Source organism: Aeromonas allosaccharophila (assembly GCF_000819685.1).
GTDB classification, from domain to species: Bacteria; Pseudomonadota; Gammaproteobacteria; order Enterobacterales; family Aeromonadaceae; genus Aeromonas; species Aeromonas allosaccharophila.
Map to the genome: position 1 here is coordinate 161,264 of NZ_CDBR01000034.1, position 18,084 is coordinate 179,347.

General features: G+C 56.3%; 17 protein-coding genes. 10 read left to right on the plus strand and 7 right to left on the minus strand.

Annotation, left to right across the window (positions count from 1 at the left end; all coding sequences use genetic code 11):
- Positions 1–8: 8 nt before the first annotated feature.
- From BN1115_RS07775 to BN1115_RS07795, 5 genes are all read right to left on the minus strand, one after another.
- Positions 9–2,219 (minus strand): chemotaxis protein CheA, encoded by a 2,211-nt coding sequence (locus BN1115_RS07775; protein ID WP_042656722.1) that lies wholly within the window; start codon positions 2,217–2,219, stop codon positions 9–11.
- A gap of 22 nt (positions 2,220–2,241) precedes the next feature.
- A complete protein-coding gene (locus tag BN1115_RS07780) occupies positions 2,242–2,568 on the minus strand; it encodes an STAS domain-containing protein (protein WP_042060290.1) in 327 nt (108 codons plus the stop codon).
- Between the two features lie 13 nt (positions 2,569–2,581).
- The gene (locus BN1115_RS07785; protein WP_042060288.1) at positions 2,582–2,950 is read right to left on the minus strand and encodes a response regulator; all 369 of its coding nucleotides are present in this window, start codon (positions 2,948–2,950) and stop codon (positions 2,582–2,584) included.
- Between the two features lie 9 nt (positions 2,951–2,959).
- Positions 2,960–4,174, minus strand: coding sequence for a methyl-accepting chemotaxis protein (locus BN1115_RS07790; RefSeq protein ID WP_042656723.1), 1,215 nt, complete (start codon positions 4,172–4,174; stop codon positions 2,960–2,962).
- Positions 4,175–4,425: 251 nt separating this feature from the next.
- On the minus strand, positions 4,426–5,514 hold the full coding sequence (locus BN1115_RS07795; RefSeq protein WP_042656724.1) for a ketoacyl-ACP synthase III: 1,089 nt from the start codon (positions 5,512–5,514) through the stop codon (positions 4,426–4,428).
- A gap of 225 nt (positions 5,515–5,739) precedes the next feature.
- Here BN1115_RS07795 and BN1115_RS07800 point away from each other — a divergent pair, with 225 nt between their 5' ends.
- From BN1115_RS07800 to BN1115_RS07815, 4 genes are all read left to right on the plus strand, one after another.
- Positions 5,740–6,681 carry a LysR family transcriptional regulator gene (locus BN1115_RS07800; protein WP_042656725.1) on the plus strand — a complete coding sequence of 314 codons (942 nt, stop codon included), beginning with the start codon at positions 5,740–5,742 and terminating at the stop codon, positions 6,679–6,681.
- A 127-nt stretch (positions 6,682–6,808) separates the two neighbouring features.
- Positions 6,809–7,417, plus strand: a complete 609-nt coding sequence (locus BN1115_RS07805; RefSeq protein WP_042656726.1) for a LysE family translocator — start codon at positions 6,809–6,811, stop codon at positions 7,415–7,417.
- Positions 7,418–7,560: 143 nt separating this feature from the next.
- Positions 7,561–9,420, plus strand: coding sequence for a peptidase U32 family protein (locus tag BN1115_RS07810; protein WP_042656727.1), 1,860 nt, complete (start codon positions 7,561–7,563; stop codon positions 9,418–9,420).
- Between the two features lie 285 nt (positions 9,421–9,705).
- A complete protein-coding gene (locus tag BN1115_RS07815) occupies positions 9,706–11,640 on the plus strand; it encodes an AAA family ATPase (protein ID WP_082034816.1) in 1,935 nt (644 codons plus the stop codon).
- A 63-nt stretch (positions 11,641–11,703) separates the two neighbouring features.
- Here the strand turns inward: BN1115_RS07815 and BN1115_RS07820 are convergent, their stop codons facing one another.
- Positions 11,704–12,180 carry a methylated-DNA--[protein]-cysteine S-methyltransferase gene (locus BN1115_RS07820; protein ID WP_042656729.1) on the minus strand — a complete coding sequence of 159 codons (477 nt, stop codon included), beginning with the start codon at positions 12,178–12,180 and terminating at the stop codon, positions 11,704–11,706.
- Positions 12,177–13,721, minus strand: coding sequence for a DNA-3-methyladenine glycosylase 2 (locus BN1115_RS07825; protein WP_042656748.1), 1,545 nt, complete (start codon positions 13,719–13,721; stop codon positions 12,177–12,179). The genes BN1115_RS07820 and BN1115_RS07825 overlap by 4 nt, the downstream gene beginning before the upstream one ends.
- A gap of 411 nt (positions 13,722–14,132) precedes the next feature.
- Here BN1115_RS07825 and BN1115_RS07830 point away from each other — a divergent pair, with 411 nt between their 5' ends.
- The 6 genes from BN1115_RS07830 to BN1115_RS07855 all read left to right on the plus strand — a co-directional run bounded on the left by BN1115_RS07830 (position 14,133) and on the right by BN1115_RS07855 (position 17,998).
- The gene (locus tag BN1115_RS07830; RefSeq protein WP_005343572.1) at positions 14,133–14,522 is read left to right on the plus strand and encodes a type IV pilin protein; all 390 of its coding nucleotides are present in this window, start codon (positions 14,133–14,135) and stop codon (positions 14,520–14,522) included.
- A gap of 1 nt (position 14,523) precedes the next feature.
- Positions 14,524–14,943 carry a GspH/FimT family pseudopilin gene (locus tag BN1115_RS07835; RefSeq protein ID WP_042656730.1) on the plus strand — a complete coding sequence of 140 codons (420 nt, stop codon included), beginning with the start codon at positions 14,524–14,526 and terminating at the stop codon, positions 14,941–14,943.
- Complete coding sequence (locus BN1115_RS07840; protein WP_042656731.1) at positions 14,940–15,332, plus strand: type IV pilus modification PilV family protein; 393 nt, start codon at positions 14,940–14,942, stop codon at positions 15,330–15,332. Before BN1115_RS07835 ends, BN1115_RS07840 begins: the two co-directional genes overlap by 4 nt.
- Positions 15,326–15,874: a PilW family protein gene (locus BN1115_RS07845; RefSeq protein WP_042656732.1), complete on the plus strand. Its 549-nt coding sequence runs from the start codon at positions 15,326–15,328 to the stop codon at positions 15,872–15,874. The genes BN1115_RS07840 and BN1115_RS07845 overlap by 7 nt, the downstream gene beginning before the upstream one ends.
- A complete protein-coding gene (locus BN1115_RS07850; RefSeq protein WP_042656733.1) occupies positions 15,871–17,502 on the plus strand; it encodes a DUF7305 domain-containing protein in 1,632 nt (543 codons plus the stop codon). Before BN1115_RS07845 ends, BN1115_RS07850 begins: the two co-directional genes overlap by 4 nt.
- A gap of 94 nt (positions 17,503–17,596) precedes the next feature.
- A complete protein-coding gene (locus BN1115_RS07855; protein ID WP_042656734.1) occupies positions 17,597–17,998 on the plus strand; it encodes a VOC family protein in 402 nt (133 codons plus the stop codon).
- Positions 17,999–18,084 lie beyond the last annotated feature (86 nt).

Genomic DNA, 18,084 nt, shown 5'->3' on the forward strand with positions numbered 1-18,084 from the left:
TGGCCCCCTCAGTTGAGGCTGGATTGAGGTTGGTTGCGCGACACCGTCAAGTTGTTGAGCTGACAGGATTCCAGGGTGATCGCGTGCTGGATGAGCGAGGGAATGTCGAGGATCAGGGCGACCTCTCCTCCCCCCAGAATGGTTGAGCCACTGATGCCCTGCAGGCGCTGGAACAATTTCCCCAACGGTTTGATGACGGTCTGGAATTCTCCCAGCAGTTCATCCACCACCAGTCCGGATTTTTTGCCTGCATGGCTGACCACGACAATGTTCTCACGCCGCCCCTTGCTGCCATTGGTATCGAAGTAGTGTTGCAGGCGGATAAAGGGCAGCACCTCGCCACGCAAATTGATGTAATTGCGCCCTTGGGTGTCGGCCAGTGAACTCTGGGTCAATTCAACGCACTCGATCACCATATCGAGCGGAATGACGTAATGGGTGTCGCAGACTCGCACCAGGAAGCCGTCGATGATGGCGAGGGTAAGCGGCAGGCGGATCTGCACACGGGTTCCTTTTCCCGGGATGCTGTCGAGATCGACCGTACCACGCAGGGCAGTTATGTTGCGTTTGACGACATCCATGCCCACCCCGCGACCGGAGAGGTTGGTGATCGACTCTGCGGTGGAGAACCCCGGCTCGAAGATCAGGTTGTATATCTCCTGATCCGTCAGCGTGGTGGTTGCGCTGATCAGACCGCGTTCGATGGCTTTTTGCTGGATCCTGGCTTTGTTGAGACCGGCGCCGTCATCCCGAATTTCGATGACGATACTGTTGGAGTCGTGATAGGCGTTGAGATTCAGGGTGCCGCGGGGGGATTTGCCTGCCAGCAGCCGTTGTTCTGCCGATTCGATGCCGTGATCCATCGAGTTTCTGACCAGATGCATCAGCGGATCGCCGATCTTCTCTACCACCGACTTGTCCAGTTCGGTCTCGGCTCCGGAGATCACCAGAGTGATATCCTTATTCAGCTCTTGGCTGACATCGCGCACTACCCGCTGGAAGCGGTTGAAGGTATCGCCGATAGGCACCATTCGCAGGCGCAGCGCGCTGTCACGGATCTCTTCCACCAGCATGGCAATGACCGAGGTGGCTTCCTGTAGCTGGCTTTCTCGGGTGCGTTTGGCCAGCAGATTGGCCCCTGAACTGGCGACCACCAGCTCACCGACCAGATTGATCAGGTCGTCCAGCTTGTCGGCATGCACCCTGACGTAACGACCTTCTTTGCTCTTGCTCTCCTTGGTCTGGTTCTGCTTTTTCAGGGCGGCATCGACTACGGCTTCATTGACGGCACCCTGCGCAATCAGGATCTCCCCGAGTTTGGGCGCTTGCTCAGCCGGGGTCGCTTGCTGTGCCTGCAGACCGTTTGCCAACTCCTCTGCGGTTAACGCGCCGGTGTTGACCAGCAACTGCCCCAGCATGGAGCTATCTTCCGGCAGCGACTCGATCAGGTTGATGAACTCGGCGATCTTGCTGTGGGGCGGCAAAATGGTGATCTGGCAGTCATCTCTAACAAATTCAAAGACATCGCTGATGGCTGCCTTGTCTGCCTGCGAGTCGAAGTCTATCTCGTATCCGAGGTAGCAATTCTCAGGATCGAACTGCTCCCAATCCGGTAGTCCTTGATGGATGGTTTCCACTGAGCAGAGGGTTCCGAGTGTGCCGAGATAGCGCAGAAATGCGGCGGGATCCATGCCGTTGCGCAGTACATCTGGACCAAAACGCAGGGAGATATGCCACAAGGAGGCTGCGCTAGTAATCCCTCCCTCTTTTTCGATTTTTGGTTCAGGTGTATGCACCGTATCTGGCAGCGTGGCATGGGGGGCGCACTGATGACGGGTGAGGGTGAGCCTCAGCAGTTCATCCTGGCTGGCATCGCCATCGCTTAACGAGCTGCCCTGTTCCGCAACGACACTGATGAGCGTCTGGATGTGGTCACAGCTCTCCAGCAGATCCTTGATCAGAGAAGAGGTGACGGTGATCTGCTGATTGCGGATCTGGTCGAGCAGATCCTCGACGATATGGGTAAACCCGACGATGGGCTGCAGACCGAACAGGCCAGCAGACCCCTTGATGGTATGAGCTGCACGGAAGATTGCGCCAATCAGCTCGCTATTGTCTGGGTCAGCCTCCAGTGAGAGCAGCGCTGACTCCATCTCTTCAAGCAACTCGCGTGCCTCGGCGATATAGGTTTGTAAAGCCTGATCAAGATCGATGCTCACGGTGACTCCTTGTCATGCTGGCTCAGGGCCGTTCGCCATGGGTGATGAGGGTGGGGTCGCCAAAAAAAGCCGAGAGCTGGCACAGCTCCAGCAGTTCAAGCACAACATGGCTATGCCAGACCAGCGCCAGGGAGGAGCCTTGCTGCAGCGCGGTTTTCTTTGCCGCCAGCAGCAGTTGCAGCCCGGCGCTGTCTATCTCGGATACCGCCGCCAGATTCAGCTCCAGTTCGCGCCCCTGATGCAATAAGGGCGAAAGGGCCTCTTTCAGCTCGCTGACCGTATAGATGGTGATCTCGTCCGGCAGGGTCACCACCACCTTGTTGTCGAGCCGCTCACTCTGTAGTTGCATGATGCGCTCCGGATCACGGCATGATGAGCTTGGCGACAGCGGCCAGCATCTGCTCGGGCTGGAAGGGCTTAACCACCCAGGCTTTGGCTCCTGCAGCTTGTCCTTCCTGCTTCTTGCTGTCTTGCGATTCGGTGGTCAGCATGATGATGGGGGTGAATTTATAGCTGGCCAGCTTTTTGGCCTCTTTGACGAAGGTGATGCCATCCATGTTTGGCATGTTGACGTCACTGATGATCAGGTTGATCTTCTTGCCATCAAGCTTCTTGAGCGCATCCTTGCCATCGCTCGCCTCCATCACTTCATAACCGGCCCCCTTGAGGGTCATGCCTACGACTTGGCGAATGGTTGCCGAGTCATCCACGATCAGGATCGTTTTACCCATATCTCTCTCCTAGAAAAATGTGATGTCGGCGCTGCTTGGTTGCGCTTTGGTAGAACGGGTGGTGCGACCATGGTGAATATTGCGCTGCTCGTCGGTGGCGTATGAGAGCTCCATCTCTGCCAGCCAGCGATTGGCATCGATCTGTATTGGTCCGGATGAATTGCTGTTTTGCTCGGAAGCAATCAGGTGGCTGGAGAGGCTCTCCATGTTTTGTCTGACGTGGCTGAGGATCTGGCTGACCCTGTCTTGAAATTGCAGCGAGACAATGACGCTGGAGATCTCCCGGTGGATATCGGTGCTCTCGTTTTGCAACAGGGAGGCGGATTCCGCCAGGCTGTCGGTGGCATGGCGGAAACGGGCCAGCACCTGTTCAATGGTCTGCTCCGAATTGAGCGCCGAGGCGTGATCCCGTGCGGCAGCATTTTCGGCAATCTGGAAGGCGCGACCGATAGCAGTATTGATGGTGTCGACCTTGTCGGTCATCTTCTGGGCGGTTTCGCTGGAGAGGCGGGAGAGGTTGCGCACTTCATCAGCAACCACAGCAAAGCCACGGCCTGCTTCCCCAGCGCGAGCCGCTTCAATGGCGGCGTTGAGGGCCAGCAGGTTGGTCTGGGAGGCGATCTTGGCCACATCCATGGCCATGGTGTTGAGCTCTATGGTGTAGGTGGTCAGGCTTTTTATCTCACCCAGCATGGCGTCCCGATTGGCCTGGGCGGAATGCAGGATGGCAACCACCTCATTGAGTTGCCGCTGGCTCTCGCTCAAGACTCCGGCCATGCCACGGGAATTGGCATCACCCAGTTCACCGGCTGCCAGATGGGAGGCATTGACTGCTTCTTCCAGTTTGTTGGCCAAGCCGCTGAAGCGCTGGGTCAGGTCAATCATCGCCGCTTCGGTTTGTTGACGAGAGTTTTCAATTTGCTGAGACCAGATGGGTAGTGCCTTCTCGCACACCTGTTCCAGCCCGACGATGGAGTGGGCGATGGCATCCGTGGCGGCGGGTTCTATCTGTTCGGTACGATTGCGGTGTATGTGCTGATGGAAGTGACTCGATGTCCAGAGGGCGGCGGCAATGGCAACCAGCACATTGAGCAGCAGGTAGAGAGGTGACAGCGCATCGGCGAGTTGCAGCAACAGGTAGCTCAGCAGACCGAGCCCGATGCAGCAAATCCAGCAAACCGGTTCCCAAAGCGGTGTGTTCACGCCACTTTTGTGTTGTGCCATACGTAGCTTATCCCTGTGCAATTATTTGGTAAGAGGTAAAGGAGCGGGACTGCAACAGTCATGGTGCCCCTTGAAGCTCTTTTCTTTATTTATAGTTGGCACAATAAGGTTAGCGGAAAAAAATAAATTGGCTGCAAATCGGATTTGTTTGTATCAGCGATTGCTGTATCGAGAGAATTGCGAAGGGGGAGCAGAGAGAGGTGGTGGAAAAAGGAGAGCAGGAGCCTGATGATTCAGGCTCCTGATGAGGATCAAACCTCGTTGGCGTGGGCCTTCTGGCACCCTTCGACGGCGTGGGCAATCAGCTCCAGCGCGCTCTTGTCGCACGGGGGCAGTTCGGCATCGCACGCCTTGATGGGGGTGACGCGATCGCCCCACTTGATGATGGCGGCACCCCAGGTCAGACCAGCACCGAAGGCGGCGGTCAGCAGATAGGAGTTCGGCTTGACGCGACCCTGCTCCAGCGCTTCGCACAGGGCGATGGGCACGGTGGCGGCGGAGGTGTTGCCGTAGTTTTCGATGTTGACCATTACCTTCTCCATCGGCGCGTTCATCCGCTTGGCGAGGGTTTCGATGATGCGGATGTTGGCCTGATGGGGGACGATCAGGTCGACCTGCTCCGGCGCAATGCCAGCCTGCGCCAATACAGTGCTGGTGGCTTCACCCATGCCGCGCACAGCACGTTTGAAGATCTCCGGCCCTTCGAAGTTGAAGGTGAACAGGCCGTCGACATCGGCAAAACGCACCCGATCGGTACCGAAGTTCGGTACGTGCAGGATCTCCCGCGCTTCGCTGTCACAGCCCAGCTTGTTGGCAATCAGGCCGCATTCCTGCTCGCTTGCCTCGATCACCACGGCACCGGCACCATCGCCAAACAGTACGGCGGTATCGCGGCGTGCCCAGTCCAGCAGGTAGGTGAGGCGTTCGGCGCCAATCACCAGCACCTTCTTCATCATGCCGGTCTGCACCAGCGAGGTGGCGACGGAGAGGGAGTAGACGAAACCGGTACAGGCTGCGTTGAGGTCAAACACGGCGGCGTTGACGGCCCCGAGCTTCTTCTGCACCGCAGAGGCGGCGCTTGGCAGCAGGTTGTCCGGGGTGGCGGTCGCCAGGATGATGCCATCGAGATCGCTGGCTTCCAGACCGGCGCAAGCCAGCGCGCGGCGACCGGCCAGGGTAGCGAGATCCGAGGTGCTGACGTGGGAGATCCGGCGAGCCTTGATGCCGGTGCGCGGATAGATCCACTCGTCTGACGTATCCATGATGGTGCTGAGGTCATCGTTGGTCAGCACGGAGGGAGGCAGGCATTTGCCCCAGCCGGTGATATTGGCGTATTTCATCTTGTTACCGCTTCTCAAAGTGGATCGCCCGCGGGCGGAAAATCGTGCAATTATGCCGTACGAGACAACCACTGTCATCTTGTGGTCATGGTTATGTGCAGGGCGAGCAGCTGCGCCAGCTGGCCGCAAAGGGCGGCAACGTGCTGAACATGGCAGGAAATTTTGCTTAAAACGCGGGGCTCGTCTGCCCTAAGATAGGCGTTTCCCCACCGATGAGGGTATCCCTTGCTCAGAGCCAATCTCAACCTGCTGCCGACCCTCAAGGTGCTGCTGGAGACCCGAAATATCAGCCGCGCCGCCGAGCTGCTGCACCTGAGCCAACCCTCCATCAGCAAGCAACTTGCCCAGTTGCGTAGCGAGTTTGACGATGAGTTGCTGGTGCGGGAGGGGCAACGCTGGCTGCTGACGCCGCGTGCCGAACTGCTGGCCGCTCAACTGGCGGATTCTCTCGGTGCGCTGGAGCGGCTCTACGAGGCGCCCGGGTTTGACCCGAGTCGTTGCGAGCGGGTATTTCGGCTCGCCTCTTCTGATTATGTGGCCCAGCATATCCTGCCCGATATCTGCGCCGCGCTCGCCAAAGAGGCGCCGTTGGCGGCGCTGGAGTACAGCCTGTGGGACAAGCGTCAGCTGCCGCAGTTGTGGCAGTCGGAGCTTGATCTGGTCTCTACCATCACCGAACAGGTGCCGGATCAGATCCGCGGTCTGCATCAGGGTGAAGATCGGCTGGCGGTGTTGATGGGACGTCATCACCCGCTGGCGGGCAAGACGCTTAATCTCGATGACTATCTCGCCTGGCCTCATTTGCAGGTGAGCGGAGGAGGGGACAAGGACAGCCCGGTGGAACAGGTGTTGGCGCCGCAGGGACTGAGTCGGCGCTGGTTTGCCAGAGTCCCCTTCTTTCAGGCGGCGGTGGAGGTGTTGCTGCGCACCGATTGCCTGATGACCACCCCGGCTCATATCGCCTGGCAGCTCTCCTGCGGCCATGGGCTCACCTTTGTCGATCTGCCCTTTGCTACCCGCGACCAGCAGTATCATCTGCTGTGGCATCAGCGTCACCATCAGGATCCAGCCCACCGCTGGTTTCGCGAGCTGGCCTACCCCTTCCTGCGGGATCACCTGCAACGCACCGTCGGCGAGAGTCGCAAGCTGCTCGAGCTCGGTGGTTAGCCCCAGTCAGTTATGTGGCGCTATAGCCATTAGTTATGGGCTCTATTCATAACTTTCACTACTAGCATAATGGCTCAGCCCGTACTCTGAGTGCAGGTCATCATATCGAGCACAAAAGAGGAAAAGTATGGAACTGACGAGTTGGCTGGCACTGGCCGCAATCTGCGTGATGGGCGCCATCAGCCCCGGTCCGAGTCTGGCGCTGATCATCCGCAACACGGTGCAGGGAGGGCAGGGTCACGGCGTCGCCACCGCGCTCGGTCACGGCTTCGGGGTTGGTATCTATGCGCTGGTGACCGCACTTGGCCTCTCCATTCTGATCACCCAGACCCCGATCCTGTTTGATCTGATCCGCTACGGCGGCGCCGCATTTCTTGCCTGGCTCGGGGTGAAAGCCCTGCTTGCCAAACCTGCCAGTGGCGAAGCGAGTGAAGAGGTGCATCAGTTGCGTGGTCGGCAGGGGGCCTTTGAAGGTTTTATGGTGGCTTTCCTCAATCCCCAGCTGGCGGTGTTCTTTATCGCCCTGTTCAGCCAGTTTGTGCGAGCCGATACCGGCTGGCGCGAGGGGGGCATCATGATGCTCACCGCGGGCGGGATCGACGCCGTCTGGTACGTGCTGGTGGCGCTGGTGCTCTCGCGTGGGCCTGTACTGGCTTGGCTTAAAGCCAAATCCTTTGTGATCGACAAGGTGAGCGGATTGGTGCTGCTGGGATTGGCTTTGAAGGTGGTGCTTTAGTCCTCTCGTGGGCGATCTGTTGCTGGCACTCAAGGTGGCTCTCTAATCCTGCATTTTGCGGATACCTTAAGCGGGATCAAGGCACGCGGGTGGTGAATGGGCTAGAGTAGCGGCCATTTGCTGTCCGCCCTGATCCCGAGACCATGCACCAGAACAAGCACCCGTTAAGCCACAACAACCGGTTGGAGCTGCTGGCTCCGGCCAAGAACCTCGCCTACGGCATCGAAGCCATCAACCATGGTGCGGATGCCGTCTACATGGGTGGCCCCGCCTTTGGCGCCCGCAGCGCGGCGGGCAACTCCCTCGAAGATATCGAAGCGCTGGCGCGTCACGCCCATCGATTCGGTGCCCAGGTCTTTGTCGCCTTCAATACCCTGCTGCACGATCACGAGCTGGAGCAGGCCCAGCGCCTGACCCACCAAATTTACGAAGCCGGTGCCGATGCGCTGATCGTGCAGGATATGGGACTGCTGGCGCTGGACCTCCCTCCCATCGCGCTCCATGCCAGTACCCAAACCGACAACCGCACCCCGGAGAAGGTGAAGTTTCTGCAGGATGCGGGTTTCTCTCAGGTGGTGCTGGCGCGCGAGCTTTCGCTGGCGCAGATCCGCGAGATCAGTGCGGCAACCAATGTGCAGCTGGAGTTTTTTATCCACGGCGCGCTCTGCGTCTCCTACAGCGGCCAGTGCAACATCAGCCACGCCCGTACCGGCCGCAGTGCCAACCGCGGTGAATGTGCCCAGCTCTGCCGTCTGCCCTGCTCGCTGCAAAAGCCGGATGGCGAAGTGCTGGTGGCCGACAGCCACCTGCTGTCGCTCAAGGATATGGATCAGACCGACAACCTGGAGGCGCTGATCGAAGCGGGCATCCGCTCCTTCAAGATCGAAGGGCGCCTCAAGGGGCTCGATTACGTCAAGAACGTCACTGCCTGGTATCGCCAGAAGCTGGACGCTATTCTGGATAGCCGCTCCGATCTGGTTGCCGCTTCGGCGGGTCGTTGCAGCTACAGCTTCACGCCTGACCCCAAGAAGAGCTTCAACCGCGGCAGCACCGACTACTTCCTGAATGGCCGCCAGCAGGGAATCGACTCCACCAAGAGCCCGAAATATGTGGGCGAGCCGCTGGGGCGCGTCACCAAGGTGACCCGTGACGGTATCGAGATCGACGGCAAGCAGGTCAGCCTCAACAACGGCGACGGTCTGGGTTTCTTCAAGCCGAATAACGAGCTGGTGGGGATGCGCCTCAACAAAGTCGAAGGTAAGCAGTTACTCCTGTCAGAACGCATGCCGGGGCTGAAGGTTGGCACCGAGCTCTACCGCAACCATGATCAGGCGTTCAGCAAGATGCTGGAGAAGGCGAGCGCGAATCGCCGCATCCGGGTCGATATGGTGCTTGCAGAGTGCGATGAGGGATTGCGCCTCACGCTCACCGACGAGCAGGGCATCAGCGCTGCGGTGATGCTGCCTTGTGACAAGCAGCCCGCCGATAACCCGGAGCGGGCGTTGCAACAGGCGCGTGACCAGCTCGGCAAACTCGGCAATACCCTGTTTGTGGCCCGCAAGATTGAGTTGGCATTCACTCACCCGCTATTCATCGCCGCATCACAGCTCAACGGCTTGCGTCGGGACGGCATCGCCGCGCTGGAGGCCGCGCGGGTGGCCAGCTACCAGCGTCCCGAGCGACGCATCGCCCTGCGGGATATCAGCTATCCCCAGCACCGTCTCTCCTATCTTGGCAATGTGCTGAACAGTGCGGCCGAGCAGTTCTTCCGCGAGCACGGGGTGGAGCGTATTGCCCCCGCCTACGAGGCAAACAAGGAGGAGGGTGAAGTGGTGTTGATGATCACCAAGCACTGTATCCGCTATAGCCAGAACCTCTGCCCGAAAGAGGTGCCCGGTCTCAAGGCCGAGCCGCTGGAGCTTAAGATGGGTAAAGACACCTTCCGCCTGCGTTTTGACTGCAATCGTTGCGAAATGCAGGTAATGGGGAGTTTGAAACGCTAGTAAATAAGTCCTCATACACTGTGCGAGGCGCATAGTGTATTGGGGAATGTTTGTAAAAGTTGTCTATTTTTGTCTCTTAATTAATAAAATCAGGCTAGGTTAATTTTTCAAGTTATTTAGCCCAAGTGTTTGTCTGACTGAGCTTTTGACTTGGCAGAATTGTGACACTAAAGACAGTTATGTAATTATTTCTCTGTAAAAATTTGGTTTTATTTCCACACAAATACATTAATGATACTCTAATGTGATCGTGTAGTAAGCATGTAATTATTTGTGGAGTATTGAATGGGTATTTTTAAAGTAAAAAGAATAGAATTGCAAAATGTAAAGTCTTTTGATAGTAAAGTATCTTGTGAGCTGAATGATAGCGCCACAGTAATATCATTTTCTGGGCGAAATGGTTCGGGTAAATCTACTCTATTGAAAGCAGCTTATTTGGTTCAGAAAGGTTTCTTTTCGGTGAGTCTTGGTGAGAATAATAAGAAGATGTTTAATCAAGACGCAGAGCGTTTTTTGAACGCTGATGGCTCATTTATTAAAGTCACTATTGATGTGGCGGGTGAAGATGTTTCCGTTGAGGTAATAAAGAAAGGCGATGAGATATTAGTAGAATGTAGTAATAAAGATGTCTTGACTACGCATTGGAATATTTTTGAACCAAAAAATATCTTTTTGTATGTTGATGCAAGCAAGGGTTTTTCAGAAGAGACGTTACTTTTTGACGAGATAGATATTTCAAAAAATAGTAAGCTAGAGTTAACGCTTCTTGCCATATTCAATCCAGAAAGATTATTTTCTGGAATATATCAGCAACTAGTGAAAGATTATGTTAATGATCGACTAATACCAAGTAAACCAGACCGATTACTATACTTTAAAGTTGCCTCTAAAATGTTCACATCACTTATACCTAATGTGGAGATTAAAAATTTTAGTGGAAATCATAAACCTGGAGAATTTGTTCTCTTGGGAAAAGCAAATACGGATAAGAGAAAACCATTATATGATGTTAGAGAATTCAGTTCGGGCGAGAAAGCGCTTCTAAGCACGTTATCTTTCTTGTGTATTTCAAACTCTGTTAGTTCAATCTTTATAGATGAACCGGAGAATCACTTTCATGAAGGGCTATTGCTTGAGTTTATAGCACTTCTTTATAAACTCTGTGATGAAAATGGAATACTTTCTTGGTTCGATAGTCAATTAGATTCTTCTATAAAACGAGAGTGGCTTGAAAAAGAATATAAGAACTACAAAATCAATCAAGTCGTTTTGTCAACTCATTCCAAGACACTAATATATAAAATTTTTTCTATGGGTGTTAATTACACTGTGTCCGATGGTGTAAATGAATTAATATATGAGAGTGCCGAGGATAACTTACGAGGTCTCGGGTTGAGTTCTATTCATAGGAAAGTCATTTTCGTTGAAGGAAAAGACGATCACGAGGCACTTGAATATATATTTAAAGGTGAGAACTTAATTATAAAGCCATTAGGTGGTAGTCAGCATGTCATCGAAATGTTTTCAAGGCTTGCTGATATAAATAGTCATATTTATGATATGAAATTTGTGTTTCTTGTTGATTCAGATAATAAGCCAGGGGATTTCTTTGATGGTATAAGGTCAAAAAATCCAAGGTTTTATGATGCATCATTTATAAAAATGAACTGCCATGAACTTGAAAATTATTTTTTAGATCCGAAATTATTTCTTGAAAAAATAAATGAATATCTCTCAGTGTCAGATGTCAATAGGCCAGATATAATGGTTGAAAGTATTAATAACAAGATTATTGAAATTGCTAGAGGTACGCAGCATGCAACATATAAAAAAGAAATCTCTCTCCATTTACAGCATGTTGTAGAAAGATACTTTTCTGAGCGTATTTGGGGAAGTAGCTCATTTGACTTTTCATCTAAAGAGGCTGCATCTGAAGAAATCTCATCGTCTGTTATTTCTGAGTTTGGGGTTTCAATTCTAAAAGCACAATTGCATGAGGCGATAAACACATCATTTGGGCAGTATTCTGGTATTTCCAACTCTGAGTTAATTCGCCGTTGTGATGGTAAGAAAGTATTTAATATAGCATCGAACCACTTCGCAAAAAGTATTGGAATAGAGCATAAAACATTTAAAAAAGCCTTAATTAAAAAGGCTTTATCTAGAAATGTAGGTGATTTGGCATTACTTATAGATGAAATAAAGGAAAAGTTAAAATAGAATTAAAAATAATCTGTTGATGGATGAGCTTGCAGAATTATTCTGCAATAATTATTGTTGCCATTAGGGGCCTAATCTTTCGATTAATAAAAGCGCTTTTTTAATCTCCAATCCCCCCGCATAGCCGGTCAGGCTGCCGTTTTGGCCGATCACCCGATGGCAGGGGACGATGATCGAGAGCGGATTGCGGCCGTTTGCAGCGCCCACTGCCCGCACCGCATCGGGTTTGCCGATAGCGCGGGCAATATCGCTGTAGCTGCGCGTTTCGCCGTAGGGTATGTCACACAATGCTTGCCACACAGCTTGCTGAAAAGCGGTGCCGTGGGCGGCAAGGGGCAGGGAGAAGCGCTGCAAGCGACCGGCAAAATAGGCCGCAAACTGGGCGAGGAAGGGGGCCAGCGCCTCGCGCTCTTGTTGCCAGCCACTCATATCGGGCAGTGCCCGCAGGCCCGCCACAAAGTCTACGTGTACCAGACCAGATTCATTGATGGCGACCAGCAGATCGCCGCAGCGGGTCGGCAGGATATCGTAGCAGATCATGGGGTTATCTCCTGTTGTTGGGTATCTGGCTGTTGTTCGTTGCTGGTGGCATGGAGCAGCAAATTGGGCGCTTCACTCATGGCATGCCACAGCCAGCTGGCCGCATAGCTGCGCCACGGCTGCCACGCCGCGCTTTGCGCCAACACCTCCTTCACCGGCAGCTTGGCACCGCCTCCCAGTGCCTTTTGCAGCACCAGATCGGAGGCAGGGAAGGCATCGGTATCCAGCCCGCAGCGCAGCCGCCAGTAAGCGACCGTCCAGGGGCCTATGCCCGGCAGCGCCAGCAACTGCTCGTCACTGGCCGTCGCGAGGGTCAGTTCGCCGCTGGCTAGCGCCTCGGCCACTCCCCGCAGGGTGCGAAGGCGGCTGCCGGGCATGCCGATACCGTCGAGATCGAGTTCGCACAGCTGGGCTGGGGTCGGCAGTTGTGCCACCCCGAATTGCGCCCCGGTGCGGGCCACCAGTCGCCCGAGTATCGTTATGGCCCCCTTGACCGAGACCTGCTGGCCGACGATGGCGCGCAGCATCACCTCGTACTCATCCCAGCCGGCGGGCAGCCGTACGCCCGGCCAGCGCGCCTGCAAACTGGCGAGCAGCGGATCCTGACCGAGCCGATCGCCGATCCGCTGCATGTCGGCATCGAGATCCCACATCCTGCGCACCCGATACAACAGATCGGGCAGCGCAGCGAGCGGCAGATCATGGACGGTGAGCTGCAGGCTATGCTCCTTGCCCTGCGCGATGCGCACCAGCGCGACCTGATCGCCGACCCGGTAGCGCCGCTCATACACCTCACCATCCACCCGCTCCAGCCCCGGGATCGCCCGCAGCCGGTAAAACGCCAGCATGGCCGCCACGTCATACGGAGGGCGGTAGGGCAGTTGCAGCGTCAGGGTTGCACCGCGCGGCACCGAAACACTGTCGTCAGCCGTCTCGTTACAGTCTTCCTGTTGGCGCAAGGTGCGCGGGGCCAGCCCGTAGGCGTTGAGCCAGGCGTCATTGAAGCGGCGGATGCTGGCAAAGCCAGCGGCAAACGCAATGTCGGTGATGGGCAGCCCAGTTTCAGTCAGCAGTCGTTTCGCGAGCAGCAGGCGGCGCGTCTGCTCCACCTGTTTTGGCGAGGCGCCGAGATGTTGCTCGAACTGGCGGCGCAGGGTGCGTTCGCTGATCCCGGCCTCAGTGGCCAGTTTGGCGAGCATGCCCTCCGCCAGCTCGCCGCGATCGATGCGTGCCAGCAGACGAGCCAGTTCAACCGGCAGATCGCCACGGGCGGCGGGGGCCAGCTCAGGGCGGCAGCGCAGGCAGGGTCGCAGCCCATACTGCTCGGCGGCCGCGGCGCTTTGGAAGTAGCGCACATTGTGCTCGTGCGGTGGCCGTGCCGGGCAGACAGGCCGGCAGTAGATACCGGTCGAGAGCACGCCGGTAAAGAAGCGGCCATCGAAGCGAGTATCGCGGGCGAGCCGTGCGGCGTGACACTGCTCACGGCTGAGGGTGTTGATCACCTCATCTTGTGACGACTCTGGGCTTGGCTTTGCATTCATGGTGTTGGCGGCTTTGCTGGAACAGATGGCAAAAGAGTAAGGGGGCTCGGGGGCCGTGACTAGCCAGAAACGGACAGGGATAGCAAAAATTGGCCAAAGGTTTTTTTGCTCTTTCATTGCACGGCCGGGTTTCACTCTTCGTCACGCTGTTATTCATATGTCGCGGCTCGACAGAAGGAGGCATAACGGACGGGTCGTAGGCACGATTGGCTTAGCTTTATTTGCTTGGCGAGATTAGTGGCGGCGAAAACTGCTTAAAAATTAATAACAGATCACATAACTATCTTTTTTACATTGAGTGTGGCGATTTTGTGTTGTTCAATCGAGTCAGTTAATTTTTGATGATTATTAAGTCATCGCATTTGCGGCCCAGGGCCGGCCAATAACAACAACACTTGCCAAGGATGATAAGTGAACGACTGTAAGGCATGGCCCCATTGCCGGGGCTTTAGTCTGATCGAGTTGTTGATCGCCATGACGGTTGTCAGCATTCTCGCAGCCATCGCGTTGCCAGCGTATCAGGGTTATCTGCAACAGGGACGTCGTTACGAAGCGCAGCAGCAACTGCTGGAGCAGGCGCTCGCCCTCGAACGTATCTATACCCAACAGGGCCGTTATCCCGACACGTTTGCCACTCCTTCCAACACGGATTTCTACCAGTTCAGCTACAGCCAGCAAGATGCTGGCGACTACCTGCTCAAAGCCATTCCAACGACGCGACAACAGGATGAGTGCGGCACTCTGACCCTAGATCAGACCGGTTATCGCGCGGCCAATCGCCATGACTGCTGGGGATCATAAGATGAACGTGCGCGGATTTACTCTGATTGAGTTGATGATCACGGTCGGCATCGCCGCTATTTTGCTGCTAGTCGGGTTGCCCTCCATGAGTCAGCGCCTCGCGGCCGAACGACTCGATCGCAGTGCGACCGAGCTCGCGTCAGCCTACCGCTTTGCCCGCAGCGAAGCGGTCAAGCTGACCCTGCCGGTGGTACTGCAGGGCACCGAGAACGGTGGCTGGGAGGTGATGGCTGACAGCAAGTTGCTGCGTCAGGCGGCAGCACCTGCTGGCGGAGTGGTGATCAAACCGTTTGAGCCGATCCGGATCGCGCCAACCGGCAGCAGCAGCCACGCCGAGATCACTCTGGCCAATCGCCTCGGTGAGCAGCGTGTACTCTGCGTGGCCCCGAGCGGTCAGCTGCTGCAAGGGAGCTGCTCATGAGACACGCCGCACTTGCCCGTCAGCAGGGGTTCAATCTGGTGGAGATCATGGTCTCCATGGTGTTGGCGGTGATGGTGTTTCTTGGTCTCGCCAAGGGGCAGGTGGTCTCGTTGCAGCAGGCGCACTATAGCCTGCAGAGCACCCTGGCCACGATCGAGGCGAGCAACAGCGTGGAGCAGATCTGGGGTTCGCTGTGCGAAGTGCAGCGCAAGCCGGAGCGGTTCACCCAGGGCGATTTTCTTGCCCGCTTCACCCTGCTCGAGGGCCACCGGCTGGTGCTACCGAACCGTTATAGCGACAACTTTGTGGTCGCTATCGAGTGGCAGGATGAGCGGGTCTCCGGCGCCAAGCGGGTGGAGCTGAACGCAGGATTTCCACCACTATGCTGAACGTTCCCTTCCGACAGCGAGGTGTCAGTCTCGTCGAGCTGATGATCTCCATGGTGCTCGGTCTGATGCTGATGCTGGCGATTTTTGCCGGTTACGTGCCCATCAAGAGCACGGTCGAGCAGAGCAAGGCGTTGGAGCAGGCGAACGAGGTGCTGCGCTTTGCCACTCTCACCTTTACCAACAGCATCAAGCAGGCGGATCAGCTGATAGCGGTCACCCCTGATCGCCTGACGCTGGCTTTCAAGGTAGAGGGGGGCAGTCAGGTGCTCTCCTGCCTTGGCAACCAGAAAACCGCCGATTTTACCGAGCAGTACCGCTTCACGCCGCCGGTACTCAGTTGCGATGACGGGGATGGCCCGCGTCTGTTGCTGGCCCATCTTCAGGATCTTGAATTCGGCCAGCAGGGGGCGCTGGTCAATATCCGTATCTTGCCCGAAGGGCTGCCGAGCTATCTGGCGCCGGGGGTAGAGGTGCAGGTGGCACGCCGCAAGGCGGTCTGGGCGGCAGCACTGGCCACATCCGGTGCAGGGGGAGCAGGATGAACAAGGGATTGCAGGGGCAGCGGGGAGCCGTATTGCTGGTGGTGCTGGTGGTGAGCCTGCTGTCGAGCCTGCTGGTGTTTACCAGCATTCAGGAGAATCAGCTGCAAACCCGCCTGAGCGGCAATTTTCACAAGAAGATCAATGCGCAGCTCAGTGCCGAGCAGGGGATGAACGACAGTTATCGCGCCCTGCATCAGGCGCTCGGCGCCGAACCACGGATAGAGTGGGATCAACTGGTGCAGAAGGTGCCTGGCAAGGGGGAAGGGGCCATGGCGGGCAGCCGCTTTCGCATCGATCAGCTGGATGCCTCTACAGGCAGCAAGTTGGCGTTGCAGAGCCATGGCCGTTATCTGGAGGGCAATGCCAGCCTCAACGCCCTGTTTGCCCTCAAGCGCGAGCCGGGCAATCTCATCTTTCAGGATTCGGTGGTGGCGTGTGAAGGGTTGAGCCTCTCTGGGAGCGGTTTTATCGACAGCTACGATTCGCGCAAGGGGGCGTACAAGGAGTCTGTTTCCGGGACTCTTAATCAGGGGCAGAACGCCAAGGTGGCGACCGTCAGCGACAAGGCCAATGTGGTGCTCGCCGGGCACTCCCCCATCTGGGGTGATGTGCGGGCGACCGGCTCGGTGACCTTGAACGGTTCTTCACCTGTTGCGGGTAATGTACTTGCTGGTGGCGACATCACAATTTCTCCCTCTGATGGGGTCGTCAGGGTTGAGGGCAGCGTAAACGGGAGTGGAAATTTTGCCTTGCAAGGGGGGCATATTGCCGGAGCTGTTGCGATCAATGGTGATGTTTCTATGGGTCATGGCACAAGCATTGCTGGCGACAAGTTGAACTATGGTGGGAACGGGGCATTCCTTGATGCCAAGCATCAGAAGTATCTGTATCCCCAATACCGAACTCATCCCAAGCTACCGCCTGTGGCCGGGCAGGTGTGTGACCCGCTCAATGTGGCCGCGTTGCCCAAATCGTTCCCCCCTGCAACGCTGCCCATCAATGGCCCGCTGACGCTCGGGGCCACCCAGCAGATGGTGCTGACCACGGATCCCTCCACCGGCTCGGTCACCAGCAGCAACCAGCAAAAGCCCGGGCTGCCGTTCCCCGGCAAGGGGGATCTGTTTGGCAAGGAGCAGACCGTTTACAAGCTCGACAGCCTCAATATGGGGGCCGATGCCAAGCTCACCATCGAGGGGGATGTGGTGCTGCTGATCGACAAGGATTTCACCATGACAGGCAGCAACCAGTTGACGGTGAGCGAGGGGAGCAGCCTGACCCTGATCGTCAGCGGCAAGGTTGATCTCGGGGCCGGTGCCGAGGTGACGGCAGCCAAACAGGGGCTGACCGCTGGCGGTACGCCCGCTATCTCTATCTATTCTGCGTATAGCGGCAAGGATGGGGTCAAGCTGTCGGGCAATACGCCGCTCTATGCCGCTCTCTATGCCCCGCTCACCGAGATGAAGATCAGCGGAAGTGGCGGTCTGTACGGGGCGGTGCGGGCAAAACACTTGACCGAGAGTGGCGCGGGCGGTGTGCACTATGACGAGGCGCTGGGCATGGCAGATTTGGGGGACGATCAGGGGCCGCCTCCGACACTGGCACTGCGGCAGTGGCACTTTGTGCAGTGAGGCTGGCGAGCCGCTAAAAAGGATCGAACGGGGCGCGCAACTGTGAGAAGGTGGAGATCTGTCCACCCAGTCGTTCACTGTTGAGGAGTGCTCCATGCCAGGCCCAGCTCGTGCCGGTGCCCTGATCTATGCCAAGGATCCGGGCCTGCTGACCCACTTTTACCGTACATTGCTGCAGATGGTGGTCTGCAGTCAGGATGAGCAGCTGGTGGTGCTGGAAAACAGCGATATCCAGCTGCTGCTCCACGCCATTCCTGCGCCTTATGCCGGGCAGGTCGTTATCAAGCGGCCGCCGGAATTGCGGGAAGAGGGGGCCATCAAGCTGTTCTTCACCGTCTCCAGCCTCGCCTGGGCAGAAGCGAAGGCGGCGGATCTCGGTGGCGGTTTGCTGCCACAGCAGTGGACAGGGCCCGGCTTTGTGGTGCGCAACGCCTTCGATCCTGAGGGCAATATCCTGCAACTGCGCGAGTTGCTGGGTTCCCCTGATCTTCTCTGAATTCTCTCTTTTTACAGCATGGTGGTGGCGTGCTGTGCCATGCACCGCCATAAAAATGAACCGCCATAAAAACGGGGCCCTGTAGT